This window comes from Bradyrhizobium sp. NDS-1, from assembly GCF_032918005.1.
Taxonomy (GTDB): Bacteria; Pseudomonadota; Alphaproteobacteria; order Rhizobiales; family Xanthobacteraceae; genus Bradyrhizobium; species Bradyrhizobium tunisiense.
The window spans coordinates 3,733,740-3,759,108 of the sequence record NZ_CP136628.1; the positions used below are offsets into that span (position 1 = coordinate 3,733,740).

The 25,369-nt window shown below is 64.7% G+C and carries 28 protein-coding genes and 1 tRNA gene; 21 read left to right on the forward strand and 8 right to left on the reverse strand.

All coding sequences use genetic code 11. The annotated features are described in order from the left end of the window. Window positions 1-2: 2 nt before the first annotated feature. The 3 genes from RX330_RS17585 to hemB all read right to left on the reverse strand — a co-directional run bounded on the left by RX330_RS17585 (window position 3) and on the right by hemB (window position 2,716). A complete protein-coding gene (locus tag RX330_RS17585; RefSeq protein WP_212089701.1) occupies window positions 3-779 on the reverse strand; it encodes an arginyltransferase in 777 nt (258 codons plus the stop codon). Window positions 780-898: 119 nt separating this feature from the next. Then, window positions 899-1,441, reverse strand: a complete 543-nt coding sequence (locus RX330_RS17590) for an RDD family protein (RefSeq protein WP_317243793.1) — start codon at window positions 1,439-1,441, stop codon at window positions 899-901. A gap of 213 nt (window positions 1,442-1,654) precedes the next feature. Then, the gene (gene hemB / locus RX330_RS17595) at window positions 1,655-2,716 is read right to left on the reverse strand and encodes a porphobilinogen synthase (RefSeq protein ID WP_212089705.1); all 1,062 of its coding nucleotides are present in this window, start codon (window positions 2,714-2,716) and stop codon (window positions 1,655-1,657) included. A gap of 123 nt (window positions 2,717-2,839) precedes the next feature. Between hemB and RX330_RS17600 the strand changes: the two genes are divergently transcribed. From RX330_RS17600 to RX330_RS17655, 12 genes are all read left to right on the forward strand, one after another. Then, window positions 2,840-3,337, forward strand: coding sequence for a DUF6163 family protein (locus tag RX330_RS17600; protein WP_212089707.1), 498 nt, complete (start codon window positions 2,840-2,842; stop codon window positions 3,335-3,337). Window positions 3,338-3,862: 525 nt separating this feature from the next. Beyond that, window positions 3,863-4,381 carry a transcriptional regulator LdtR gene (gene ldtR, locus RX330_RS17605; protein ID WP_018320040.1) on the forward strand — a complete coding sequence of 173 codons (519 nt, stop codon included), beginning with the start codon at window positions 3,863-3,865 and terminating at the stop codon, window positions 4,379-4,381. A gap of 196 nt (window positions 4,382-4,577) precedes the next feature. Next, complete coding sequence (locus RX330_RS17610; RefSeq protein WP_212089709.1) at window positions 4,578-4,814, forward strand: hypothetical protein; 237 nt, start codon at window positions 4,578-4,580, stop codon at window positions 4,812-4,814. A 37-nt stretch (window positions 4,815-4,851) separates the two neighbouring features. Then, a complete protein-coding gene (locus RX330_RS17615) occupies window positions 4,852-5,073 on the forward strand; it encodes a hypothetical protein (RefSeq protein ID WP_014494771.1) in 222 nt (73 codons plus the stop codon). 269 nt (window positions 5,074-5,342) lie between these two features. Continuing rightward, window positions 5,343-6,641 (forward strand): serine hydroxymethyltransferase, encoded by a 1,299-nt coding sequence (glyA, locus tag RX330_RS17620; RefSeq protein WP_317243794.1) that lies wholly within the window; start codon window positions 5,343-5,345, stop codon window positions 6,639-6,641. Between the two features lie 29 nt (window positions 6,642-6,670). Then, complete coding sequence (gene nrdR / locus RX330_RS17625; RefSeq protein WP_007603426.1) at window positions 6,671-7,153, forward strand: transcriptional regulator NrdR; 483 nt, start codon at window positions 6,671-6,673, stop codon at window positions 7,151-7,153. Further along, window positions 7,150-8,298: a bifunctional diaminohydroxyphosphoribosylaminopyrimidine deaminase/5-amino-6-(5-phosphoribosylamino)uracil reductase RibD gene (gene ribD / locus RX330_RS17630; RefSeq protein WP_317243795.1), complete on the forward strand. Its 1,149-nt coding sequence runs from the start codon at window positions 7,150-7,152 to the stop codon at window positions 8,296-8,298. The genes nrdR and ribD overlap by 4 nt, the downstream gene beginning before the upstream one ends. Next, window positions 8,298-8,909 (forward strand): riboflavin synthase, encoded by a 612-nt coding sequence (locus RX330_RS17635; RefSeq protein ID WP_317243796.1) that lies wholly within the window; start codon window positions 8,298-8,300, stop codon window positions 8,907-8,909. The genes ribD and RX330_RS17635 overlap by 1 nt, the downstream gene beginning before the upstream one ends. A gap of 107 nt (window positions 8,910-9,016) precedes the next feature. Continuing rightward, window positions 9,017-9,508 carry a 6,7-dimethyl-8-ribityllumazine synthase gene (gene ribH / locus RX330_RS17640; RefSeq protein WP_317243797.1) on the forward strand — a complete coding sequence of 164 codons (492 nt, stop codon included), beginning with the start codon at window positions 9,017-9,019 and terminating at the stop codon, window positions 9,506-9,508. Window positions 9,509-9,512: 4 nt separating this feature from the next. After that, on the forward strand, window positions 9,513-10,004 hold the full coding sequence (nusB, locus tag RX330_RS17645; protein ID WP_212089719.1) for a transcription antitermination factor NusB: 492 nt from the start codon (window positions 9,513-9,515) through the stop codon (window positions 10,002-10,004). Window positions 10,005-10,178: 174 nt separating this feature from the next. Continuing rightward, complete coding sequence (gene thiL / locus RX330_RS17650) at window positions 10,179-11,177, forward strand: thiamine-phosphate kinase (RefSeq protein ID WP_317243798.1); 999 nt, start codon at window positions 10,179-10,181, stop codon at window positions 11,175-11,177. Window positions 11,178-11,411: 234 nt separating this feature from the next. After that, the gene (locus RX330_RS17655; protein WP_212089723.1) at window positions 11,412-13,532 is read left to right on the forward strand and encodes a sodium-translocating pyrophosphatase; all 2,121 of its coding nucleotides are present in this window, start codon (window positions 11,412-11,414) and stop codon (window positions 13,530-13,532) included. A 179-nt stretch (window positions 13,533-13,711) separates the two neighbouring features. On the opposite strand, the gene RX330_RS17660 is transcribed toward RX330_RS17655, so the two are convergent. Both RX330_RS17660 and RX330_RS17665 read right to left on the reverse strand, forming a co-directional pair. Further along, window positions 13,712-14,725 (reverse strand): Bug family tripartite tricarboxylate transporter substrate binding protein, encoded by a 1,014-nt coding sequence (locus tag RX330_RS17660; RefSeq protein WP_317243799.1) that lies wholly within the window; start codon window positions 14,723-14,725, stop codon window positions 13,712-13,714. Between the two features lie 212 nt (window positions 14,726-14,937). Beyond that, window positions 14,938-15,423 (reverse strand): outer membrane protein assembly factor BamE, encoded by a 486-nt coding sequence (locus RX330_RS17665; RefSeq protein WP_212089725.1) that lies wholly within the window; start codon window positions 15,421-15,423, stop codon window positions 14,938-14,940. A 98-nt stretch (window positions 15,424-15,521) separates the two neighbouring features. Between RX330_RS17665 and RX330_RS17670 the strand changes: the two genes are divergently transcribed. The 7 genes from RX330_RS17670 (at window position 15,522) to RX330_RS17700 (ending at window position 20,269) form a co-directional block, all read left to right on the forward strand. Then, complete coding sequence (locus tag RX330_RS17670; RefSeq protein WP_317243800.1) at window positions 15,522-16,085, forward strand: ubiquinol-cytochrome C chaperone family protein; 564 nt, start codon at window positions 15,522-15,524, stop codon at window positions 16,083-16,085. Beyond that, a complete protein-coding gene (locus tag RX330_RS17675; protein WP_317243801.1) occupies window positions 16,082-16,666 on the forward strand; it encodes a YceD family protein in 585 nt (194 codons plus the stop codon). Before RX330_RS17670 ends, RX330_RS17675 begins: the two co-directional genes overlap by 4 nt. A gap of 298 nt (window positions 16,667-16,964) precedes the next feature. Continuing rightward, entirely contained in the window at window positions 16,965-18,026 is a 1,062-nt protein-coding gene (gene plsX / locus RX330_RS17680) for a phosphate acyltransferase PlsX (protein ID WP_317243802.1), read from the forward strand. Beyond that, complete coding sequence (locus RX330_RS17685; protein ID WP_212089738.1) at window positions 18,023-19,003, forward strand: beta-ketoacyl-ACP synthase III; 981 nt, start codon at window positions 18,023-18,025, stop codon at window positions 19,001-19,003. Before plsX ends, RX330_RS17685 begins: the two co-directional genes overlap by 4 nt. Window positions 19,004-19,136: 133 nt before the next feature. Next, complete coding sequence (locus RX330_RS17690; RefSeq protein ID WP_018456841.1) at window positions 19,137-19,478, forward strand: integration host factor subunit alpha; 342 nt, start codon at window positions 19,137-19,139, stop codon at window positions 19,476-19,478. A gap of 24 nt (window positions 19,479-19,502) precedes the next feature. Further along, a complete protein-coding gene (locus RX330_RS17695) occupies window positions 19,503-20,084 on the forward strand; it encodes a MerR family transcriptional regulator (protein ID WP_317243803.1) in 582 nt (193 codons plus the stop codon). A gap of 107 nt (window positions 20,085-20,191) precedes the next feature. Continuing rightward, window positions 20,192-20,269: transfer RNA gene (locus RX330_RS17700), tRNA-Pro, on the forward strand. 303 nt (window positions 20,270-20,572) lie between these two features. Here the strand turns inward: RX330_RS17700 and RX330_RS17705 are convergent. Then, complete coding sequence (locus RX330_RS17705) at window positions 20,573-21,196, reverse strand: TetR/AcrR family transcriptional regulator (protein WP_317243804.1); 624 nt, start codon at window positions 21,194-21,196, stop codon at window positions 20,573-20,575. 124 nt (window positions 21,197-21,320) lie between these two features. Between RX330_RS17705 and RX330_RS17710 the strand changes: the two genes are divergently transcribed. After that, window positions 21,321-22,286, forward strand: a complete 966-nt coding sequence (locus RX330_RS17710; protein WP_317243805.1) for an alpha/beta fold hydrolase — start codon at window positions 21,321-21,323, stop codon at window positions 22,284-22,286. A 118-nt stretch (window positions 22,287-22,404) separates the two neighbouring features. Here the strand turns inward: RX330_RS17710 and RX330_RS17715 are convergent, their stop codons facing one another. Both RX330_RS17715 and RX330_RS17720 read right to left on the reverse strand, forming a co-directional pair. Further along, complete coding sequence (locus RX330_RS17715; protein ID WP_317243806.1) at window positions 22,405-23,175, reverse strand: EAL domain-containing protein; 771 nt, start codon at window positions 23,173-23,175, stop codon at window positions 22,405-22,407. Between the two features lie 350 nt (window positions 23,176-23,525). Beyond that, complete coding sequence (locus tag RX330_RS17720; protein ID WP_245333756.1) at window positions 23,526-23,693, reverse strand: hypothetical protein; 168 nt, start codon at window positions 23,691-23,693, stop codon at window positions 23,526-23,528. A 652-nt stretch (window positions 23,694-24,345) separates the two neighbouring features. Between RX330_RS17720 and RX330_RS17725 the strand changes: the two genes are divergently transcribed. After that, on the forward strand, window positions 24,346-25,317 hold the full coding sequence (locus RX330_RS17725) for an SDR family NAD(P)-dependent oxidoreductase (RefSeq protein WP_317243807.1): 972 nt from the start codon (window positions 24,346-24,348) through the stop codon (window positions 25,315-25,317). The last annotated feature ends 52 nt before the right edge of the window (window positions 25,318-25,369 follow it).

Below are 25,369 nucleotides of genomic sequence, written 5' to 3' on the forward strand. Positions count from 1 at the left end.
TCCTAGTCCTGCGGCTCGGATGCCGAATCCCCTTGCGCGTCAATGCGCAGCCAGCCTGAGGGCGCGAGGCGTTGCTGCGGCAGGAAGCGGGCCTTGTAGTCCATCTTCTTCGAGCCCTCGATCCAGTAGCCGAGATAGACGTAAGGCAGGCCCTGACGTCGCGCGCGGGCGATGTGGTCGAGGATCATGAAGGTGCCCATCGAGCGGCTGACCTGGCCGGGCTCGAAGAACGAATAGACCATCGACAGGCCGTCGCTGAGCACGTCGGTCAGCGCCACCGCGATCAGTTCCTCGCCGCGGCCGGTGATGCCGCTGTCCGGGCCGCGCTTGCGGTACTCGATGATGCGGGTCTCGACATGGCTGTCCTCCACCATCATGGCGTAGTCGAGCACGGTCATGTCGGCCATGCCGCCATGGCGGTGGCGGGCGTCGAGATAGGCGCGGAACACCGAATATTGCTCGGAGGTGGGCACCGCGCTGCGCTGCTCGCCGATGATGTCGGCGTTGCGCGCCATCACCTTGCGGAAGTTGCGCGAGGGGCGGAACTCGTTGGCGACGACCCTGACCGAGACGCAGGCGCGGCACTGGTCGCAGGCCGGCCGGTAGGCGATCGACTGGCTGCGGCGGAAGCCGCCGTGGGTCAGGAGATCGTTGAGATCGCCCGCGCGCTCACCCACGAGGTGCGTGAACACCTTGCGCTCATGCCGGCCCGGCAGATACGGGCACGGGGAGGGCGCCGTAAGGTAGAATTGTGGGGTGTCGCGCGAGTGCTGGGTCAAGGGACGTCGTGGGCCTCCGAAGTGTGGTTCAGCATCGCGCTCCAGAAGCCCACGGTCAATTGTCCTGCTCGGCAGATCAGATCAGTCAGCTTAGTAGGTCCGGGTTGACAGGCCCTTGCTCACCAGGTCCTTGCGGCCTGCGGCGCCGGGGCGCGGACCGAATTGTTGATCACGACCGTTCCCAGCACGAAATCGTGCAGCAGGCGCCGGCGGCCGTTGAATAGTCCGACCAGCACGACGAAGGGCGTCAGGAACGAGACCGTCACCCAGAACAGCACGGCATGGGTGGCGCCAAGCACGAAATAGCCGGGCGCGCCGTACCAGGTACGCAACTCCAGATCCATCAGGCGCATGCCGACCGTCGCCGACGAGGGGCCGCCGATTGAGGCGCCATAGTAGACGATGGCCCAGATCACGGAGGCCGGCCAGGCCAGCCAGAACAGCGCCCAGCCGATGCCGAGCGTGACCACGCCGAACAATGCGATGAAGATGTAGCCGAGGATCACCGGCACCGAGATCACGACCATGTCGATCAGGAACGCGAACACCCGCCGCGTCGCAACGCCGCGGAACAGCTCCGGATTCAGATCGGGGTCGAAGGCGTGTGGTTGTGCGCCGCCGTCATTGCGCCAGGCTCCTGAATTGCCCGAGTCATACGACATGGTCCGTCCTCCCAAGGGGAAACCCTCGAGGACAGGACATGGGAACAGGCCATCCCCGTGCCAAGGGCGCAGGACATTAACAAGCCGAAATAATCCGGCGATTCGGGGGCGGGGATACAGCGAGCAGGGTGGGCAAAGCGAAGCGTGCCCACCATCCGGCAGGGGCCGATCGTGGGCACGGCGCAAATGCGCCTTTGCCCAACCTACGGCACCTTATCCTTGGCTGCGCAGCTTCTCCGCGGCCTTCGGTGCAAAGTAGCTCAGCACGCCGTCGGCGCCGGCACGCTTGAACGCCAGGAGGCTCTCCATCATCGCGCGCTCGCCGTCGAGCCAGCCGTTGTTCGCGGCGGCCGCGATCATCGCGTATTCGCCGGAGACCTGGTAGGCGAAGGTCGGCATCGCAAAGGTGTCCTTCACGCGGCGGACGACGTCGAGATAGGGCATGCCGGGCTTCACCATCACCATGTCGGCGCCCTCGGCGATGTCGAGCTCGACCTCGCGCAGCGCTTCGTCGGTGTTGGCGCTGTCCATCTGATAGGTCCGCTTGTCACCGGTGAGCGTCTTGGCCGAGCCGATCGCATCGCGGAACGGGCCATAGAAGGCGGAGGCATATTTGGCGGCATAGGCCATGATCTGCACGTCGGGCTGGCCGGCGCGGTCCAGCCCTTCGCGGATCGCGGCGACGCGGCCGTCCATCATGTCGGACGGCGCGATGATGTCGCAGCCGGCCTCGGCCTGCACCAGCGCCTGACGGACCAGAACGGCCACCGTCTCGTCGTTCAAGATCTTGCCGTCGCAGATCAGACCGTCGTGGCCATGACTGGTGAAGGGATCGAGCGCGACGTCGCAGAGAATGCCAATTTCAGGAAACTCCTTCTTGATCGCGCGCACCGCCTGGCAGACCAGATTGTTCGGGTTGGTGGCTTCCGAACCTTCCTCGTCGCGCAAGGACGGATCGGTATAGGGAAACAGCGCGAGGCAGGGGATGGTGAGCTTCATGGCGCGCTCGGCCTCGCGCACCGCCTGATCGACACTGAGACGGTCGACGCCGGGCATCGAGGCGACCTGCTCGCGCTTGTTGGTGCCGTCGATCAGGAATAGCGGCCAGATCAGGTCATCGGTGGTGAGCACGTTCTCCCGCACCATGCGCCGGGCCCATTCGGCCTTGCGGTTGCGGCGCGGACGGACGGTCAGATCGAGGGCATGGGGCACCGCCGCTCCCTCCCGGCGCGAAACCTCGCGCAATTCGATCGGCCGTCCGTATTTGATCGCCATCTCTCTTCCTCCGACTGGAATTATTCTTATACCAGCTCGCATGGTTCCCGTCACCGCGGCTTGACCTGCCGCAAGGGATAGCAGCCGATTGATTTTGCGGGCCGAAGCAGCCAGAAGGGGTCTATGTCCGAGATCTCCACCCGCGATGCGGCCCGCGACGGCGCCAGGGACACTGCCAGAGAGAATGCCAGAGATACGGCGATGTCGGTCGCTGCGATCTCGTCGGAGCGGGTCGAGTCCGACGACAATGTCTGGACGCGCCGCCTGGTGCTGTTCCTGCGGGTGATGGCGCTGCTGTCGATCCTGAAAGGTCTGTATCACTGGGCCCAGGTGACGGGTTTTGTCGGCGGCGAGGACGAGGCGTTCGAGAACCAGTCGATGGCCTGGCAGGCCGCGACGGTCTACTTCGCCGTGATCGAGCTCGTCGCCGCGGTCGGCCTGTGGCTGGCAACCCCGTGGGGAGCGGTGGTGTGGCTCACGACCGTGGTGTCGATGGCGGTGATCGAGCTGATGTTCCCGGGCATCTACGGCGGCAGCCTGATCGTCGTCGGCGTCGAGGCCTTCATGCTCGCCGCCTATCTCGCGCTCGCCTGGATGGCCGCGCGCGAACGGCCGCCATAGGCGTATGCTCTCGCGCCCCGGACGCAATGCAGCGCGCCCCTCGCGAAGCGAAGCGTCGTCGTCCAGTGCGGCGTGATGCGTTGCAGAGCCCGGGCCCCATCTTTCCGCAATCTCGCTTTGAAACATCTGGGTCCCGGCACTCCGCGCCGCTTTGCGGCGCTTGTCCGGGACACGAGAGTGTTGCGCTTGGTTGACCGTTGGTTGCCTAAAATTTGCGGTAAGTTTTCGTTGACCAGCCGGTTCCGCCACAGCTCTTACGCGCCCGTTTCGAAACGAAGCGGGGCTGTTCTGGAATGCGACAAGGGGGGCGGACGGAGGGTGAACAGGACCTTGCGAAGGTCAACAGAGCGTTGCGAAAAGTGCTTGTGGCACAGGCTTAATCCGCAATTCACTGTCTTAAATTCATGATCTCTTTATTCTCTTATTTAAGCCGATCTTCAAACGAGCCCCTTAAGTTGCACCTATCAGACGGGACACAAGTTTCGTCGAATAAGTGTCGATAAAAACGACAACAGGGGAAGTGTCATGATGAAAGCCGTCGCAACTGCGGCAGATACCGCAGAGCGCGTCTCCGGCCAGCAGGGTTCGGTGCAGTCGCTCTATCTGGAAGCTTTGACTCTGGTGGAGCGGCTGCATCGCCGGCTCCTCGACGTGATCAAGGATGAATTCGATCGCCGCGGTCGCGCGGACATCAACTCGGTGCAGGCGCTCCTGCTCTACAACATCGGCGACAAGGAGCTGACCGCGGGCGAATTGCGCACGCGCGGTTACTATCTCGGCTCCAACGTCTCCTACAATCTGAAGAAGCTCGTCGAGCTCGGCTTCCTCGATCATCAGCGCTCGCGCGTCGATCGCCGCTCGGTGCGCATCCGCCTGACCCCGCAGGGCCAGGAAGTCCGCCGCATCGTCGATGCGCTCTACCAGAAGCACGTCAAGACGGTGGAGCAGGTCGGCGGCATCTCGGGCGAGGAGTTCTCGACCCTCAACAAGTCGCTGCATCGCCTCGAGCGGTTCTGGACCGACCAGATCCTGTATCGCCTCTGAGTTTTTACGGGATAGGGCCAAGCCGGCCCAAAACAAGACCGGCAAGCCCCCCGAACGTGCCTCAACTTCCCCAGCGCGCCGGCCCGGATTCGTCCGGACCGGTGCGTGTTGCTTTGTGCAACTGCGAAATAATTGCTTGCGGCGTGGAACCAGTTTCGAGCCCAGCGCTTGTCTCCTTCGGATCGGAGACAAGTCGATGCTGGTCGAGCGCGGGCTTCAGGCGATGAACGTGGAACTCGTGAGTGAGGCCTACGCAATCGCTGCGAACTACCTTCGCCGCTCCGGCGCGATCCCCGATACTCTCGTCACCGACGAGCGCCTGCTGGGGATTGTCGTGAAGCTGCTCCAGCAAGGCGAATTCAACAAGATCAGGCTCGCCAACAAGGCGATCAATCGGTTCGAGACGCAGACCGAGGCCCGCGCGGTTGCCTGATCGAAGCTCCGAACATGCAAGAAAACCAGAGGGTGCCATGGAAGCCGCCATCGACCGCATCATGCAGACCTATGACCTGCTCGCCAACCGCACCGCCGCGGCCAGCGAGGAGGCACGGGCCAAGGTCACGAACTATCTCAATACACTGATGGAGGCCGGCGAGAAGGACCCGCACAGGTTGACGGTTTGCGGCCTGACCTATCTGCGCCAGCTCGACGGCAGCGTGGATCCGGTGAAGGCGGGGTATACCGGGTTGTGACGCGATTTCCGCGGCACGTCGAGCTTCGGGCATGAGGCGTTAAAGGCCCGAAGCGGACCCATTTCGGAGGTGACAGACGGGCCGTCTCCCAGGCCGGTCCGGCTACCGAGAACCTCCGATCCCACCATATCTTGCACAAATCTCGGCCCCGACCCGCAAACCCTTGGCCAGTTGCGGGCGATGTGGTAGATCGCGCTCGCCGCTTCCGATCGCCACACCAGACCGCCCGTAGCCCGCCAAAAGGCTGCGGCGGTGGAGATATTCGCAAGATGACCGCAGCCAAGACCGCCTCCGCGCCCGATTCGTTTTTCAGCGCCTCGCTCGAGCAGGCCGACCCGGAAATCGCAGCCGCCATCAAGGGCGAGCTCGGCCGGCAGCGCCACGAGGTCGAGCTGATCGCCTCCGAGAACATCGTCAGCCGGGCCGTGCTGGAAGCGCAGGGTTCGGTGATGACGAACAAGTACGCGGAAGGCTATCCGGGCGCGCGCTACTACGGCGGTTGTGAGTGGGTCGACGTCGCCGAGAACCTCGCGATCGATCGCGCCAAGAAGCTGTTCGGCGCCAATTTCGCCAACGTGCAGCCGAACTCCGGCAGCCAGATGAACCAGGCGGTATTTCTGGCGCTGCTGCAGCCCGGCGATACCTTCATGGGTCTGGACCTTGCGGCCGGCGGCCATCTCACCCATGGCTCGCCCGTCAACATGAGCGGCAAGTGGTTCAAGGCCTCGCACTACACGGTGCGCCGCGAGGACCAGATCATCGATATGGACGCGGTCGCCAAGCAGGCCGAAGAGGTCAAGCCGAAGCTGATCGTTGCCGGCGGCTCGGCCTATTCGCGTGCCTGGGACTTCAAGCGCTTCCGTGAGATCGCGGACTCGGTCGGCGCTTATCTCCTGGTCGACATGGCGCACTTCGCCGGCCTCGTTGCCGGTGGCGTGCATGCCTCGCCCGTGCCGCATGCCCACATCACCACGACGACGACGCACAAATCGCTGCGCGGTCCGCGCGGCGGCCTGATCCTCACCAACGACGAGGTGCTCGCCAAGAAGCTCAACTCGGCGATCTTCCCGGGTCTGCAGGGCGGCCCGTTGATGCATGTGATCGCGGCGAAGGCGGTTGCGTTCGGCGAAGCGCTGCGTCCGGACTTCAAGGTCTACGCCAAGAACGTCGTCGAGAACGCCAAGGCACTGGCCGAGGCGATGAAGAGCCACGGCTTCGACATCGTCTCCGGCGGCACCGACAACCATCTGATGCTGGTCGACCTCCGGCCGAAGGGCCTCAAGGGCAACGTCTCGGAGAAGGCGTTGGTTCGCGCCGCCATCACCTGCAACAAGAATGGCATTCCGTTCGACCCCGAAAAGCCCTTCGTCACCTCGGGCCTGCGTCTCGGCACCCCGGCGGCGACCACCCGCGGCTTCGGCGTCGCCGAATTCCAGCAGGTCGCCGGCATGATTGCCGAGGTCCTCAACGCGATCGCGCAGTCCGACGACGGCAAGGCGCCGCTGGTCGAAGCCGCGATCAAGGAACGCGTCAAGGCGCTCACCGACCGGTTCCCGATCTATCAGTAAGGCCAAGGTAAACTGGTGAAAGCAAGCGGATGCGCTGCCCGAACTGCAACAGTCTCGATACGCAGGTAAAGGACTCGCGTCCGACCGAGGACTCGTCCGTGATCCGCAGGCGTCGCGTGTGCGTCGCCTGCAATTTCCGCTTTACCACCTTCGAGCGTGTGCAGCTGCGCGAGCTCACGGTGATCAAGCGCAATGGCCGCCGCGTGCCGTTCGACCGCGACAAGCTGATGCGCTCGGTCTCGATCTCCCTGCGCAAGCGGCAGGTCGAGCCTGAAAGGGTGGAGAAGATGGTCTCCACCATCGTGCGCGAGCTCGAGACCGGGGGCGAGGCCGAGATCTCCTCGGAGGTGATCGGCGAGACCGTGATGGAGCATCTGCGCACGCTCGACGACGTCGCCTATGTGCGCTTTGCCTCGGTCTACCGCAATTTCCGCGAGGCCAAGGATTTCGCCGACGTGCTCGGCGAGCTCTCCGGTGAGGAGGAAGCGCGGCTCGCCGCGATCCGCAAATGATCTTCCGCATCCTGGAAGATCAGTTCGCGCAGAAGGCCCGTGAGGCCAAGGACGCCGATCATCGTTTCATGCAGCTTGCGCTGGCGCTGGGTAAGCGCGGGCAGGGGCGCACCTGGCCCAATCCGGCCGTTGGCGCCGTCATCGTCAAGGACGGGGTCATCGTCGGGCGAGGCTGGACGCAGCCCGGAGGACGGCCGCATGGCGAGCCCGAGGCCTTGCTGCGGGCAGGCGAGGCGGCCCGGGGCGCCACGCTCTATGTCACGCTGGAGCCGTGCTCGCATTTCGGCAAGTCGCCGCCTTGCGCCGATGCGGTGATCGCGGCCGGCATCAAGCGGGTGGTGGCGGCGATCGAGGATCCCAATCCTGAGGTCGCGGGACAGGGCCATGCGCGCCTGCGCGCCGCCGGCATTGCGGTGGATGTCGGATTGTGCGCGGCAGAGGCCGCGTTCGATCATGCCGGGCATTTCCGCCGGATCCGGGACAAGCGTCCGCATGTGATCCTGAAGCTCGCGGTGTCGCCCGACGGCAAGATCGGCGCCGCCGGCGGCAAGCCCGTCGCGATCACCGGCGAAGCTGTGCGCAATCGTGTGCATCTGCTCCGCGCCCAGAGCGATGCCATTCTGATCGGCATCGGTACGGTGCTGGCGGACGATCCGCTTCTCACCTGCCGCCTGCCGGGCATGGCCGCGCGCTCGCCAGTGCGCGTGGTGCTCGATCAGAGCCTGCGCATTCCTGCATCGAGCAAGCTTGTGGGCTCCGCGCGCGAGACGCCGCTCTGGGTGATGGGATCCGAGCTTGCGGAAGCCGCAGCCGCGACGCGCCTCGGTGCGACCGGCGCGCAAGTGATCCGCATCCCTCCGGCAAATGCCTCAGGACTCGATCTGCCCGCCGCGCTGCATGCGCTGGCCGGGAAGGGCATCACCCGCCTGATGGTCGAGGGCGGCAGCCGGGTTGCGGCATCCTTCATCGCGGCCGATCTCGTCGACGAGATCTGGCTGTTCCGCGGGGCGGAAGCGGTGGGCGCCGAGGGCGTCGATGCGCTCGATGCATTGCCCCTGTCGAAAATCACGCAGTCGCAGGCTTACAAGGTTCATGCTAGCGAGACATTCGACAGGGATACTCTCACCATCTACGAGCGCGCGTAATGTTCACCGGCATTGTCACCGATATCGGCGAGATCGTCGGCTTCACGCCGAAGGCGCAGGGGCAGTTGCACCGCCTGCGCATCGCCTGCCGCTATGACCAGACCACCATTGCCGACGGCGCCTCGATCGCCTGCAACGGCGTCTGCCTGACGGTGGTCGCCTCAGGCACCGATGGCGGCAAGACCTGGTTCGACGTCGATGCTGGCGCGGAGACGCTGGCGCTGACGACGGCAAAGCACTGGAAGGTCGGAACGAAGCTCAACCTCGAGCGTGCGCTGAAGATCGGCGACGAGCTCGGCGGGCACATCGTCGCCGGCCATGCCGATGGTATCGCGACGCTTCTCAGCCGCGAGGATCTGCCCGACATGGCGCGGTTCGAGCTTGCGACCACGCGGGAGCTGGCCCGGTTCATCGCCACCAAGGGCTCGATCACGCTCGACGGCGTGTCGTTGACGGTCAATACGGTGCAGGAGGTGAGCTTTTCAGTGCTGATCATTCCGCACACGCTGACGGTGACGACGATCGGCGGCTGGAAGGCGGGCAATGAGGTCAATATCGAGGTCGATTTGATGGCCCGCTACGCGGCGCGGCTGACGGAAATGACGGCTTAGCCATCATTCCGGGGGCGTTTCGCGCCCCGGAATGACAGTCTTTGAACTTGGCTTACCCGCCTGCGGCGACTACATAACGCGCCAACCCCTGTAGAACGGATTTGACGATGGCAGACGCGCGGCGCGCACCCCTGAAGGACCAGACCGACATTTCCGGCGCGCGCGCGCTGATCGTCGAGGCGCGGTTCTATGACGATCTCCAGGACGCACTGCTGGACGGCGCCATTGCCGAGCTGAAGGCGGCCGGCCTGACGCATGATGTCATCACGGTTCCCGGCGCGCTGGAGATCCCGGCAGCGGTCGCTATCGCGGTGGACGCCGCAGCGGCGAACGGCAAGCCCTATGACGCCGTGATCGCGCTCGGGTGCGTCATCCGCGGCGACACCATCCATTTCGAGATCGTGTCGCAGGAATCCTCGCGCGCGCTGATGGACCTTGCGGTGACGCGAAAACTGCCGCTCGGCAACGGCATCCTCACCGTCAACAATGATGCGCAGGCCTGGGCACGGGCGCGCGCCAGCGAGCTCGACAAGGGCGGCGATGCCGCGCGCGCGGCGATTGCGATGTTGCGCATCAAACGCCGCCTGGCGCAGGCCTAAAGCCATGGCCGACAACACCAAAAAGCCGGCGGGGCTCGAGAAGAAGGCGAACCGGCGCGGCGCGGCGCGGCTCGCGGCCGTGCAGGCGCTGTACCAGATGGATATCGCCGGCGCCGGCATCAACGACATCTTCGCCGAGTTCGAGAGCCACTGGCTGGGCAACGAGGTCGAGGGCGACACATATCTGCCGGCGGAAGCTGCGTTCTTCCGCGACGTCGTCTCCGGCGTCGTGCGCGACCAGAAGAAGCTCGATCCCCTGATCGACGAGGCGCTGTCGAAGGGCTGGCCCTTGAAGCGGATCGAGGCGATCCTGCGCGCGGTGCTGCGTGCGGGAGCTTACGAATTGGAGCATCGCAAGGACGTGCCGGGACGCGTCGTCGTCTCCGAATATGTCGACGTCGCCAACGCCTTCGTCGACCGCGAGGAGACCGGCATGGTGAATGCGGTTCTCGACCAGATCGGCCGCCAGTTTCGCGGTGACGAGTTCGGGCGATAGTCGTGCTGAAGGGCGTCGCATTGAAGCAATACGCGAGCCCCATTCTCCGCTGTCATCACCCGCGAAGGCGGGTGATCCAGTACGCCGCGGCCTATCGATTTGAAACGAGCGCCTATGGAATACTGGATCGCCCGGTCGAGCCGGGCGACGACACCTGTTTGCGGGGATAAGCCAGTGGCAAATCCACAAAATCCCTCCGCCGAAGACTCGCTCATCGCCCGCTATTTCCAGCCGCTGGCGACTGATCCCGGTGCGTTCGGCCTCGTCGACGACGCCGCGGTGCTGGCCTCGTCCGGCGACGACATCGTCGTCACCACCGACGCCGTCGTCGAGGGCGTGCATTATCTTGCCAATGATCCCCCCGGCACCATCGCGCGCAAGGCGCTGCGGGTGAACCTGTCCGATCTCGCTGCCAAGGGCGCGGTGCCGGCCGGCTTCGTGCTGACGCTGGCGCTGCGCAGCAGGGAGGACGCCTGGCTGCGGCCCTTCGCGGACGCGCTGGGCGAGGACGCGAAGGAATTCGCTTGTCCGCTGCTCGGCGGCGACACGGTCTCGACGCCGGGCCCGCAGATGGTCTCGATCACCGCCTTCGGCCGCGTGCCGCAGGGGCGGATGGTCGGCCGTAGTGGCGCCAGGCCAGGCGATCGCATCCTGGTGACGGGCACCATCGGCGATGCTGCGCTTGGCCTCGACGTGCTCACAGGCGGCGCCGCTGCGGCCGCGCTCGCGAGCGATCCCGCAGCACGGGACGCCTTGGTCTCGCGCTATCGCGTGCCGCAGCCGCGCAATGTGCTGGCGCGCGCCGTGCGCGATCATGCGACCGCGGCCATGGACGTCTCCGACGGGCTCGCCGGCGATCTGGTGAAACTCTGCGCAGCGTCCGGGGTCTCGGCCACGGTCGAGGTGACACGCGTGCCGCTTTCAGCCGCGGCGGCGGGCCTGGTCGCCCGCAAAATCGTTTGCGTCGAGACGCTGCTTGCGGGGGGCGACGATTACGAGGTGCTGTGCACTGTGCCGCCGGCGCAAGCCGATGCACTGATTGGCGCGGGGCGGGTGGCCGGCCTTGCCGTCACGGCGATCGGCACCATCGTCGCGGGGAACGAAAGGCCGCGCTTCCTGGACGGGCAGGGCCAGGAATTGACCTTGAAGCGGCTGTCCTACAGCCACTTCTAGGAATTGCTCCAAACGGCACGTTAGTTCTCGGCACTTGGTGCTAAATACCTGCCGAGATCGGCGTTTTCGGCCTTATCCGGCGTTGCACCCTCAATTTGATTTTGGCAAGCTTGCGGCTGACTGAAGCCGCCCCTTTTGGGCAAGGGGCGGCTTTGTTCGAAATCAAGGCGCCGCACCGCACGACGGACAACAAAAGGCGCCGGGGGTACATCAAGGATCTGAGGCAAACATCACATGACAGCATTATGGTTGATTGTGCTCTGCGGAGTACTTTCCGTCGTCTACGCGATTTGGGCGACGTCTTCGGTGTTAAGCGCGGATGCGGGGTCGCCGCGCATGCAGGAGATCGCAGGAGCGGTGCGTGAAGGCGCACAGGCCTACCTGCGGCGCCAGTACACCACGATCGGTATCGTCGGCATCGTCATCTTCGTGCTGCTTGCCTATTTCCTCGGGCTCTATGTCGCGATCGGTTTTGCCATCGGCGCTATCCTGTCCGGCGCCGCGGGCTTCATCGGCATGAACGTCTCGGTCCGCGCCAATGTGCGTACCGCCCAGGCCGCGACGACGTCGCTCGCCGGCGGTCTCGAACTCGCCTTCAAAGCGGGCGCCATCACCGGCCTGCTGGTCGCCGGTCTCGCGCTGCTGGGTGTGACGATCTATTTCGCCTTCCTGGTCCATTCGCTGAAACTGGCGCCTGACAGCCGGGTCGTTGTCGACGCCCTGGTGGCGCTCGGCTTCGGCGCTTCGCTGATCTCGATCTTTGCCCGTCTCGGCGGCGGCATCTTCACCAAGGGGGCGGACGTCGGCGGCGACCTCGTCGGCAAGGTCGAAGCCGGCATTCCCGAGGATGATCCACGCAACCCCGCCACGATCGCAGACAACGTCGGCGACAATGTCGGCGACTGCGCCGGCATGGCCGCCGACCTGTTCGAGACCTATGCGGTGACCGCGGTCGCCACCATGGTGCTGGCGGCGATCTTCTTCGCCAAGACGCCGATCCTCGCCACCATGATGACGCTGCCGCTCGCCATTGGCGGCGTCTGCATCATCACCTCGATCATCGGCACCTTCTTCGTCAAGCTCGGGCCGAGCCAATCGATCATGGGCGCACTCTATAAGGGCCTGATCGCGACCGGCGTGCTGTCGCTGGTCGGCATCGCGCTGGTGATCTACTACCTGATCGGCTTCGGCAAGCTCGACGGCGTCAGCTATACCGGCATGGCGCTGTTCGAGTGCGGCGTGGTTGGTCTCGTCGTCACCGCGCTGATCATCTGGATCACCGAATACTACACCGGCACGGACTACCGTCCGGTGAAGTCGATCGCCCAGGCCTCGGTGACCGGCCACGGCACGAACGTGATCCAGGGGCTCGCCATCTCGATGGAGGCGACCGCCTTGCCTGCGATCGTCATCATCGCCGGCATCCTGGTCACCTACAGCCTCGCCGGGCTGTTCGGGATCGCGATCGCGACCGCCACCATGCTGGCGCTGGCCGGCATGATCGTCGCCCTCGATGCCTTCGGCCCCGTCACCGACAATGCCGGCGGCATTGCCGAGATGGCGGGACTGCCGAAGGAGGTGCGCAAGTCGACCGACGCCCTCGACGCGGTCGGCAACACCACCAAGGCGGTCACCAAGGGCTACGCGATCGGCTCTGCCGGTCTCGGTGCTCTGGTGCTGTTCGCGGCCTACAACGAGGATCTCAAGTTCTTCATTGCGGACTCCGCGCGCCATCCCTACTTCGCTGGCGTCAATCCGGACTTCTCGCTCAACAACCCCTACGTGGTGGTGGGCCTGCTGTTCGGCGGCCTGTTGCCGTATCTGTTCGGCGCGATGGGCATGACCGCCGTCGGCCGCGCTGCCAGTGCGATCGTCGAGGAGGTGCGGCGTCAGTTCCGCGAGAAGCCCGGCATCATGCAGGGCACCGACAAGCCTGATTACGGCAAGGCGGTGGACCTGCTCACCCGCGCTGCGATCAAGGAGATGATCATTCCCTCGCTGCTGCCGGTGCTGTCGCCGATCGTGGTGTACTTCCTGATCTACGTGATCGCGGGTGGTGGCGTGGCCGGCAAGTCGGCGGCCTTCTCCGCGGTGGGCGCGATGCTGCTCGGCGTGATCGTGACGGGCCTGTTCGTCGCGATCTCCATGACCTCGGGCGGCGGCGCCTGGGACAATGCCAAGAAGTACATCGAGGACGGCCATTTCGGCGGCAAGGGCAGTGATGCCCACAAGTCGGCGGTGACCGGCGACACTGTCGGCGATCCCTACAAGGACACGGCCGGCCCTGCGGTGAACCCGATGATCAAGATCACCAACATCGTGGCCTTGCTGCTGCTGGCGATCCTGGCGCACTGAGCGGCGGAGACGAACCAAGACAAAACCCCGCGGCGCGAGCCGCGGGGTTTTTGCTGTGAGCATTGCCTTGCCGGCGTTCCCGGGACGCAGCCCAGCGCGACGTGATGCGCTGCGTCCGGGGTCCAAGTTCGAGCGTCCGGGTCCCGGCGCAGCGTTGCACGCGTCCGGGACACGAGCTCCTATTGCACGTCCATCTGCAGGCCTTCCTTCTGGATGATGCCGGCGAACTTCTTCGTCTCGGCATCCAGGAAGGCGGCGAACTGCTCCGGCGTACCGTAGTCGGCGCGGGCGCCCATGGCGGCGATCTGCTTCTTGACGTCGTCGCGCTCCAGCATCGCCTTGACCTGGAGATTGAGCGCGCCCAGCACCTCGGGCGAGACGCCCTTCGGCAGGAACACCGAGAACCACGAGGAGACGTCGAAACTCGCCAGCTCCGGCGCGCTCTCGCGCATGGTCGGCAGGTCTTTCGCGAGTTCGCTACGCTCTGTGGTGGTGACGCAGAGACCGGTGAGGGTGCCGCTCTGCACCTGCGGCAAGCTCGGATAGAGATTGTCGAACAGAATCTGGATGTCGCCGGCGAGCGCGGCCTGAAGCGCCGGGCCCGCGCCGCGGAACGGAATGTGGGTCATCTTCAGCCCGGTGAGCTGGAGAAACCAGGCGCCGGTGAGGTGAGGACTCTGGCCGACGCCGGAGGAGGCGTAGCTGAGCTTGTCCGGATTGGCCTTGAGATACGCGATCAACTCGGGAATCGACTTGATGCCGGTCTTCGGATGCGCCGAGACGATGTTCGGGATCCGGATCATGTTGGAGACGGGCTGAAGCTGGTCCGGCTTGTAGGAGAGGTTCTTGAAGATGCTGTAGGCGATCGCGTTTGGACCAGGATTGCCGACCAGAATGGTGTGGCCATCAGGCTTGGCGCGGACCGCCTCGGCGGTGCCGATGGTGCCGCCGCCGCCCGAGCGGTTTTCCACGACGGCCGACCCGCCCCAAGCACTTTGCAGGTGAGCGGCGAGCAGCCGGCCCATGACGTCGGTCGAACCGCCGGCGGCGGCCGGTACGATGAGACGAACGGTCTCGGTCGGCTTCCAATCGGCGAGGCTCGAACGCGGCAGGATCGCCGCAGCCGAAAGGCCGGCAGCACCGGCGAGCACGCGACGACGGGACAACAAAGTTTTCTGAAGTTTCTTGGACACGAATCCACTCCCAGCTTCTTGCTTTGGCGGGAGCGTAGGGAACCTGACTTGTCACGGCAAGTCGCACGCCACGGCAAAGGCCGCGCGAAGGGCGGCACGACGCCGCAGGCGAGCGCCATTTACCTTGCGGTGGAATTGGAACGGGCTCTAGTGTCTCGTTTGACGCGCTTCTCGACGCGAACACGTATCCACGTCGTTCGAGAACGCTTTACTCAGTTGAAGCTGAGCAGCTTGAACAGCGGCGTGAGGTAGTTGATCTCCTGGCCCGACGTCGGCGTGGTGCGGCTGATGAAGTCGAAGATCTTTCCGTCCTGCAAGCCGTAATTCGCCAGCCGCCGCACGCGCCGGCTCTTGTCGAAATAGATCGCGATGACGCGCTGGTCGACCACCTTCTGGTTCATGAAGGCGACCGTGCGCTCCGAGCGCTGCGAGATGTAATAGAAGACCTCACCGTCGAGTGTGGCGACCGTCGAGGGGGTACCCATCACGATCAGCACCTGATCCTGGCTCGCGCCGATCGGAATCTGCTCCAGCGCGCCGGGCGGCAGGATGTAACCCTTCTGGAACTGCTCGCCGGTGCAGCCTGTGAGCGCGGCGCCGATCAGGGTGACGGCGGCAAGCATGCGCAGGCCGCGCCAGCGTGCACGAAGGCCGCGCCGCTTGTCTGCGCGCAGGCTGATCTGGTTCGATGTGGTCATAGCGGAACTGATTCCGTCCCCTTGCGTCGCGCGAGGCGCTGAAGTACCGGGCAGGGCGTCTGAATGCAACACGCGCGCGCCCGCTTGCGGAAACCACAATGCTTTGGCCGTTCAATCACTTCAGGAAACCCCGGCTAACCCCGTCCGGCACCATTGAAGCCATCTATGGCATGATCGTGACGCAGGCGCGAGAACCCATATTTTACCGTGACTTGGGCGTGCCCGATACGGTTAACGGGCGTTTCGACTTGTTGCTGCTGCATCTGTGGCTGCTGCTGCGCCGCCTCCGCACGGTCCAAGACACCACCGGAGGCGCGACCGAGCTGTCCCAGGCGTTGTTCGACCGCTTCTGCGAGGATATGGACGACAATCTGCGCGAGATGGGGATCGGCGACCAGACCGTGCCGAAGCGGATGCGCGCCTTCGGCGAGGCGTTTTATGGCCGGGTGCAGGCCTATGACCAGGCCATGGAGGCCGGCGGCGAGGCCCTGGCGGAGGCGATCTGCAAGAATATCTTGAATGGGACTGGCCTCGACCAGGCGCAGCGGCTCGCGGCCTATGCCCGGGCCAGCGAGGCCGATCTCGGCCGGGCCGATGAGGCTGCGCTGCTGCGCGCCTCCTTCAGGTTTCCTCCTGCTACTCCCGAGGATGTCACGCCATGAGCCGACCGAATGCCGATCCCAGGCCTGATCCCTGGCGGTCTCCCGTCATCGTCGCTCAGATCCCCGACAGCGGCCTGCATCGCAAGCTGGAGGCCTCGGCCGCCGAGCGGCAGGCCATCGCTGAAGTCGGCGGTTTGCGCGAGGTGCTGTCCGCCCAGGCCGACCTCGATGTGGTGCCCAAGAGCGGCGGCCGGGTCCAGGTGACCGGCACCATCCGCGCCCGGATCGGCCAGACCTGCGTGGTCACCCTCGATCCCATGGAGAGCGAGATCGCGGAGGCGGTGGACCTGGTATTCGCTCCCGAGGCCGAGGTTCGGAAGATGGCCGACCTGATCGAGGAGGGGCGGGACGACGAGGAGCCGCCGGAGGTGATCGATCCACCGGAGCCGATCATCAACGGCATCATCGACCTCGGCCGGATCGCCACCGACGCCCTGTTCCTTGCCGTTGACCCCTATCCGCGCAAGGAGGGAGCCGTGTTCGAGGCCGAGATCACGGCGCCGGACCCGGAGGATCATCCCTTTGCGGCGCTGAAGGCGCTCCAGGACAACGACAAGAAGGGCAGGAAGAAAGACAAATAGCTGGGCATTCCCGCTCAGGCCACTTGCCAGCGGGCGTGAGGGGATTGCGGGAGTGGTTTGACAGGCTGACTTATTCCTTTGATTTCATGCGTTTTTCCTGAAAATCCCTTGTTGGCCTCCGGATCGCCCTGAAAGCAAAAGGCTGGGGGCAAGAGGTTGTTTCGGGATCGCAAAACGCTATTGTCGCGCCCCGGTCCGGGCGCGGCGTGGCGCCTGACCGGTCGCCATGTCCATGGCGGACCCATTCTGCGGCCCCGCTCGTTCAAGACCGCACCAGACCAGGTTTTCCAGGACTTTTATGCCAAGCAAGGTTCGCATTGCGCTTGACGCCATGGGGGGCGACGCCGGCGCCGCCGTGGTCATTCCGGGCGCGGCCATCTCGCTCGGCAGGCATCGCGACACCGAATTCCTGCTGGTCGGCGATCGCGCCAAGATCGAGCCCGAGCTCGACCGGTACCCTCAGCTCAAGGCCGCCGCGAAGATCATCCATACCGACATTGCCGTCAGTGGTTCGGACAAGCCGAGCCAGGCGCTGCGGCGCGGCCGCAGGACGTCCTCGATGTGGCTGGCCATCGATGCGGTGAAGCAGGGCGAGGCCGATGTCGCGGTCTCCGCCGGCAATACCGGCGCGCTGATGGCGATGTCGCGTTTCCACCTGCGCACGCTGAAGGGGATCGACCGGCCGGCCATTACGGGAATATGGCCGACCAGGCGCGGCGAATCCGTCGTGCTCGACCTCGGCGCCACCATCGGCGGTGATGCGCACCATCTGGTGTCGCTCGCGCTCATGGGGGCGGCCACGGCGAGCGTGCTGTTCGACAAGAAGCGGCCCACCGTCGGGCTGCTCAATATCGGGACCGAGGAGATCAAGGGGCACGAGGAGATTCGCGAGGCCGGAGAAATCCTGCGGGCGCGGAACCTGCCGGAGCTCGATTATGTCGGCTTCGTCGAGGGCGACGGCATCGGCAAGGGCGTCGCCGACGTGATCGTGACCGAAGGCTATGCCGGCAACATCGCGCTCAAGGCCGCCGAGGGAACCGCGCGGCAGATGGCCGAATTACTCCGCCATGAGATGAAGCGGAGCTGGCTGTCCAAGCTCGGCTATCTCTTCGCCCGCAGCGCCTTCCAGGCCCTGCGCGACAAGATGGACCCGAACAAGTCCAATGGTGGCGTGTTCCTGGGTCTGAACGGACTGGTGGTCAAGAGCCACGGCGGAACCAGCGCCGAAGGCTTTGCCTATGCGATCGATGTTGGCTATGAGATGGCTCACTACGATCTCCTGAACAAGATCAATCAGATGCTCAACCGCGAGGGCGGTGCACTCAATTCCGTGCAGGCCGCGCAGGAGGCTGTTTCGTGACTCAAATTCGTTCGGTCGTGCTTGGCTGCGGCTCCTATCTGCCGGAGCAGGTGGTGACCAACGCCCAATTGGCGGCGCGCATCGATACCTCGGACGAGTGGATCGTTCAGCGCACCGGCATTCGCGAGCGGCATATCGCGGCCGAGGGCGAGTTCACCTCGCATCTGGCGATCAAGGCGGCGCAGGCCGCGCTCACCGATGCCGGCATGGACGCCCAGTCGATCGACCTCATCGTGCTGGCCACCTCGACGCCGGACAACACCTTTCCCGCCACCGCCGTCGCCGTGCAGAACGCGCTCGGCATCAATCACGGCGCGGCCTTCGACCTGCAGGCGGTGTGCTCGGGCTTCGTGTTCGCGCTCGCCACCGCCGACAATTTCCTGCGCACCGGCGCCTTCAAGCGCGCGCTGGTGATCGGCGCCGAGACCTTCTCGCGCATCCTCGACTGGAACGACCGCGGCACCTGCGTGCTGTTCGGCGACGGCGCCGGCGCGGTGGTGCTCGAGGCGCAGGAGCAGCCGGGCAATGCCGCGACCGATCGCGGCGTCGTCACTACGCACTTACGCTCCGACGGCCGCCACAAGGCAAAGCTGTTCGTGGACGGCGGGCCGTCCTCGACCCAGACCGTCGGCCATCTGCGCATGGAGGGCCGCGAGGTCTTCAAGCATGCGGTCGGCATGATCACCGACGTCATCGTCGACGCCTTCCAGGCGACCGGGCTCAATGCCGAGACCATCGACTGGTTCGTGCCGCATCAGGCCAACAAGCGAATCATCGACGCCTCCGCCCACAAGCTCCACATCGCGCCGGAGAAGGTGGTGCTGACGGTCGACCGTCACGGCAACACCTCGGCCGCCTCGATCCCGCTGGCGCTGTCGGTGGCGCGCAAGGACGGCCGCATCAAGAAGGGCGATATGATCTTGCTGGAAGCGATGGGCGGCGGCTTCACCTGGGGCTCCGCGCTCGTGCGCTGGTAGAGCCACAGTCGATAAAATTTTGCCGAATCGGCGCCGATTATCGATGCGCCTGCATTGATGAGCGCTGTTGACCGTCGTATCGTAAGCTCATAATTTCAGACAACAATTGTTCGCCGTGATGTGGGGCAGGGCGATGACCGATCAAAGTAAAACCGTAACGCGTGTCGATCTGTGCGAAGCCGTCTACCAGAAGGTGGGCCTGTCGCGCACGGAATCGTCCGCCTTCGTGGAACTCGTGCTGAAGGAGATCACCGACTGCCTGGAAAAGGGCGAGACGGTGAAACTCTCTTCGTTCGGGTCCTTCATGGTCCGCAAGAAGGGCCAGCGCATCGGCCGCAACCCGAAGACCGGCACCGAGGTGCCGATCTCGCCGCGCCGGGTCATGGTGTTCAAGCCGTCGGCGATCCTGAAGCAGCGGATCAACGCCCAGCACCGCACCAATGGCGATGCCAGCAAGGCTCAACCCGAGGCGTAACGCCTTTCGCGAAGGATTTGGCATTTGGACAAGGCGCCGGATGCGTTCCGAACCATCAGCGAAGTAGCGCAGGAGCTCGACATCCCGCAGCACGTGCTGCGGTTCTGGGAGACCCGCTTCTCCCAGATCAAGCCGATGAAGCGCAGCGGCGGCCGCCGCTATTACCGCCCCGACGACGTCGACCTGCTCAAGGGCATCCGCCGGCTGCTCTACGGCGAGGGGTACACCATCCGCGGTGTGCAGCGGATCCTGAAGGAGCACGGCGTCAAATCGGTGCAGGGCCTCGCCGATAGCGCGGCAGCGGTCTCGTTCGGCGCGATCGAGGATGCCATCGGTGCCAGCCTGAGGGAGCCCGAGGACGACGAGGCGCCCATCAAGGGCATCGCCGACGCCGACGATGACGACTACCAGGGCGATGAGGAGGAAGGCATCGACTTCCGCTTCACCGAGGTCGACGACGAGGAGATCCTCACCACCTTCCGCAAGGGTGGCACCCCCGCCGCACCGGCCGGACCCAGCGCGCTGGACCGGGAGCGGCTCGGCCGGGCGCTCGCCGACCTGGTCGCCTGCCGCGAAATGCTGGACCAGGCACTGAACGAGGGGTAGGGGCGCTTCCGCCTGTTGTGCGGCCAGTTCCCGGGGTCGGACGGAGACACCAAAATGGTGTCGCTCGCCTTGCGCATCGCGCCGATCCTAGCTAATGGAACGACGTTCGGAGCGTGGCGCAGCCCGGTTAGCGCACTAGTCTGGGAGACTAGGGGTCGGAGGTTCAAATCCTCTCGCTCCGACCAAAATTTCCACAGCATCGGTTGGGTGGATGACCGTCGGCGTGGAGCGCCTGCTCCGCCGGTGATGCATGCGCGACCGGGGCGGTAGCGGGCGGGCTTCCGCGGCTGGTAGGCTAAAATGTCGAAAACAACCCCATGCACAGTAGCGAAGCCGTTGATGGAATGACGTTTTTCCGAATCGATTTGACCGGCCTCTGTGTGGATAATCTAGGAAGCCGTTTCAACGGCAATCGGTGAGGAAGCGCGCCTGCTCGCGTCGACCTTCTGACCAGCGAACATCTTCCACATCCCAGTTGCCGGTCCATCTTACCTCAAATACCCCACCACCATCCGCGTCGTCTCGTCCACCAGCACCTTCACCATCTTCTCCGACAGCATCTCCGCCCCGTTCAGCACGGTGTTGTGCGCGACCGCTTCGATCGCGCTGACGCAGATGAAGGTCGCCACATCCATGTCGATCTTTCGCATCTCCTTGCGGTGGCTTTCGAGATAGCCGCGCACGAGGGCGTGGACTTCGCGGTTTGTCGCTTCGACGTCCCTGAGCTGGCCGATGCGCGGGATCTGCTCGGCGAGGATGCGGTGCAGGTCGGGGTCGATGTGGTGGGCCTCGATCGCGACCGTGACGAGCCGGCGTACCGCCTTGTCGATCGGCATGTCCGCCACCTCGACGAAGGCGGCGCGGACGACCTTCATGATCTCGTCGTTGTGACGCTCGATTACGGCGGCGACGAGCGCCTCCTTGCTGGGAAAATACTGATAGAGCGAGCCGACGCTGACGCCGGCGATCTCGGCGATGCGGTTGGTGCTGGCCTTCTCGAAACCTTCACGGACCAGAATGCGAGCGGTCGCCTCGACCAGAGCGTCGACGGTGGCGCGCGACCGCGCCTGCGAGGCATTTTTCCGTGGATTTGTCGGCGGCTTGCGCGCCATGGGCTTGGGTCCTGAATGCGAGTAGAAAAAGCGAGCGAATGCTCGCATTATATCGGCCCGTGGCGGCCTGTCGGCAAGCCCCTTGTGTCGCCATATGGATGCGGGGCCAGGCGGAGAACGGACCATGAGCGTCGCAAGACTTGTGTCGGCCTTGCAGTTTTGTCCTGACATCTGCGGGCCGCGGAGCCGCGACCCTGCGCCAAGCCTGCAAAGTCGCGCTTTCAACCTGCTGCTGCGCCGGCTTCCACATAAGAAGCAACTCGCCTCCGCCGAAGCGGTGCAGTCGCATGTGCAGAAGCTTGCCTTGCAGCCCGCCTCGTTCGAGCCGACCGGGCTCGGTCGCGGTGTCGAGGCGATCCTGACCCGGATGGGCGGCTGGCCCGTCTATTACACCGCGCCGTCCTCGGGCCATGAGGGCTGTAACTATGTCATGTTCCTGCACGGCGGCGGCTACATCAACCAGATCGCGCCGGCGCATTGGCGATTCATCGGCGAGATGACGCGCAAGGCGCGTGCCTCCTGCGTCGTGCCGATCTATCCGCTGGCGCCGCGCGCGACCGCTGGGGATGTCGTGCCGAGGACGGCCGAGCTGCTGCGGATGCTGCTGGAAGACGCAGGCACCGCAAAGGTCACGGTGGTGGGTAATTCCGCGGGCGCAGGACTTGCGCTTGCCGCCTGCCAATGGCTGCGCGATGGCGGCCATCGGCAGCCGGCGCGGCTGGTGCTGATTTCGCCGGCGGCCGATGCGTCGGTCAGCCGTCCGGAGCAGGTCGAGATCGCAACGCGCGATCCGGTCCAGGACATTCCGGGGATCATCGAAGCCGGACGGCTCTATGCCGGCGAGCTCGATGTCGGCCATCCCTTCGTCAGCCCGCTCAACGGTACTTTCCGTTTCCTCGCACCGATGACGATCTTCTCGGGCACGCGCGATCTGCTGTACCCCGACAGCGTCGATCTTGCAGAGCGGGCGAGGGCGGTCGGCGTGCCGGTCGAGCTGCATCTGCTGCGCGACCAGCCGCACAATTATGCGCTGATGCCGACGCCGGAGGGGCGGCAGGCGCGTGCGCTCATCATGCGCGCGATAGCTTAGGAGGCAAGAGGTTGGGGAAGAAAGGTGTGATTGACGTTACAGGGCGGGCAGCCTTGGCGGGTCTGGCGACTGCAATGTTCGGGCGGGGGAAGGCGGCTCGTCATCGACGCGGCGACCGTCAGCTTGCGAGGGCCGCTTCCGTTGCGGAAATCGCGTGCACGTTCGGCAAGCTCATGAACCCCGGCTTGGAAAAATAATATCCCTGGAAGAGATCAATCCCCGCAGCCCGGAGCACCGTCAGTTCGGCTTCGCTTTCCACGCCCTCGGCGAGGAGCTTGATATCAAGTTCACGTGCCATCGATGCGATGCCGGCGACGATGACCTGCTTCGGGCGGCTGAGGTGGATGTTGCGCAAAAGCTCCATGTCGATCTTGATGAGGTCCGGCTGGAGCCTCGCCAGCAAACTGAGCCCGGCATAGCCGGCCCCAAAATCATCGAGCGCGGTCAGAAAACCGAGCGTCTTGTAGGTTCGCACAATGTGCTCGACATGCGCAGGATCGGCCATACGTTCGTTTTCGGTGAACTCGAACATGAGGTTCGCGGGCGAGAAGTTCGAACGGCGCGCCGCCGCCAGGGATTGTTGAATGCACGCCTGCGGCTCGTAGACTGCGTTGGGCATGAAGTTGATGGACAGCCGAGCTTGCGGATCGTCAAACAGCTTTCCGGCGGTCTCAATCGCCATGACTCTGGCGGCCTGGTCGAAGCGGTAAAGCTGGTCTTCGGTCAGTTGGCTCAGGACGCTCTGTGCACTTTCGCCATTGGGCCCGCGCACCAATGCTTCATAGCCCCAGACGCGCTGTTCGTTCACGGCGACGATCGGTTGAAACGCCATCTTGAATTCGAACGGCAGTCCCTCGCCGCCGCCGCATCCCTTGCAGGCCCCCGCCATTGATCTCTCCTTCGTGGAAAGTTCACGATAGGGGCGAGTGATTAAGGATCGGTGCGATCCCGTCGCGGCGTTCCAACCAACGGCGCGAGACCTGCTCGGCGAGGACGCGGTGCAGCCTCGGGGCTGACGCGCTGGCCTCGATCGCCACGATCACGAGCTTGCGCACGGCCCAGTTGATCGGCGGAGGGGCGCGCAACGCGCGTGCGATTATTTTGCGTGAGATTGCTCAATTGGAGAGCGTGACGATTGTCACAAAGCGCTGACGCAATCGGTCTGGCGCAGCTTGAGCCCGTGCGGAGGGACAAGGCGACCCCCGGGCGTTTCCTCGCTATCCGTAGTTCTTCGGGGCCTTAGGCGTGGCCCTTGATCTCGTAATGGCCGGGCACGCATTTGTAGCGCTCGAGGCGCCAATTGGCGTGATAGATCGGATGCTCGCCCATCCATTTCGCCAGCGGTGCCTGTGCGCCGACCGCGCACTGCATCATCGAAATCTCGGGCGTCATGTTGCTGTCAGTCACGATTTCCTCGACGCAACTGCCTGAGCTAGCTACGCTAAGCCGGCAGAGCACGGCAACGACGGTCACGAACATTCCAGTCACCTCATCGGTAGTTTCAGACCACGAAGAGGATGCAAGCGGAGTGCCAGAGCCTGTGACACGCAAACAACACGCTGGCCTGGCCGACTCGACCCAGCGTCCGAACTCCAGTTGATGATTCGGGTTGTAAAAAAATTGCCCCTAAACCGAAGCCGGACAAATACGGGAACCCGTCAGCTCTACGGGCATGAGCCCGCGACGCCGGCGCGCCCCGCAACGGAGCTTCCCGGCGACGATCGTCAGCGCCTAGTCTTTCGAGACGACCGCTTTCGGCGGTCCCCCAGGATGAGGCTGGCGAGCATCGCTGTCTGTTGAAACTGGCGCAACGCACACCGCCCGCATCCTGAGGGCCCGCCAGCGGCTGGCGGCGCGAAGGATGTGCCTCGGGCGAGACGCCCGGATGCAGGGCGCGTGATTGCGTGAGCTTCGTTTAATCCGCGCGCCGAAATAATCGATGTCGAACAATCACGGCGCGCCACTTTCAATTGCGCGTGCAGCGCTGCTACATTTTGCGCGCGCCCGGCAAGCGGCGCGCTAACGAAGAAACATGCCGACAGGGAGGGACCGAAGTCCCATGAAGGATTTTGCTGGAAAGATCGCGGTCATCACCGGCGGCGGCACGGGAATGGGGCGCGAGCTCGCACGGCAGCTCGTGGCCGAGGGCTGCAACGTCGCGATGTGCGACGTCTCGGAGGCCGCGATGGCCGAGACCAAGCGGCTCTGCGAGGCCGAGAAGCTGCCGCAGGGCCTGCGCGTCACGACGCACGTCGCCGACGTCGCGATCGAGGATCATCTGAAGCGTTTCCGCGACGAGCTCGCCGAGCAGCAGAAGACCGACAGGATCCATCTGCTGTTCAACAATGCCGGCATCGGCGGCGGCGGCAGCCTGTTCACCAACACGCGCGAGCAGTGGGAGCGCACCTTCAACATCTGCTGGGGCGGCGTCTATCTCGGCGTGCGAACCTTCCTGCCGATGCTGGTCGCCGCGGACGAGGCCCACATCGTCAACACCGCGAGCGTCAACGGCTTCTGGGCCTCGATCGGCATGGGCCAGGCCCACACCGCCTACAGCTCCGCCAAGTTCGCGGTGAAGGGATTTACCGAAGCGCTGATCAACGACCTCCGCCTGCACGCGCCGCACGTCAAATGTTCGGTGGTGATGCCCGGTCACATCGGCACCTCGATCGTCTCGAATTCGCGCAAGGTGCAGAGCGCCGACGGATCGGAGCGACTCAATGCCGACGAGGTCGCGCTGACCCGCAAGCGCATGGTCGCGGCCGGCGTGCCAGCTGCTGACAAAATGTCGGACGAGGAGATCCAGGCGGTGTTCGCCGAGCGCGCCCGCAGCTTCCTCGAGGATGCGCCGACGAGCGCGGCAGAGGCCGCGAAGATCATCCTCGACGGGGTCAAGGCGGAGCGCTGGCGCATTCTCGTCGGCGAGGACGCCGAGCGCCTCGACGCACGCGTGCGCGCGACGCCCGAGCAGGCCTATGACCGCGCCTTCTACGAAAGTTTTACGCAGGAAGTCGGCTGGCGGCTCGGTTGAAACCGCCAGGCCGAGCCTCGTGGAACGCGCGCGTATTTAGGTATGATAGTTA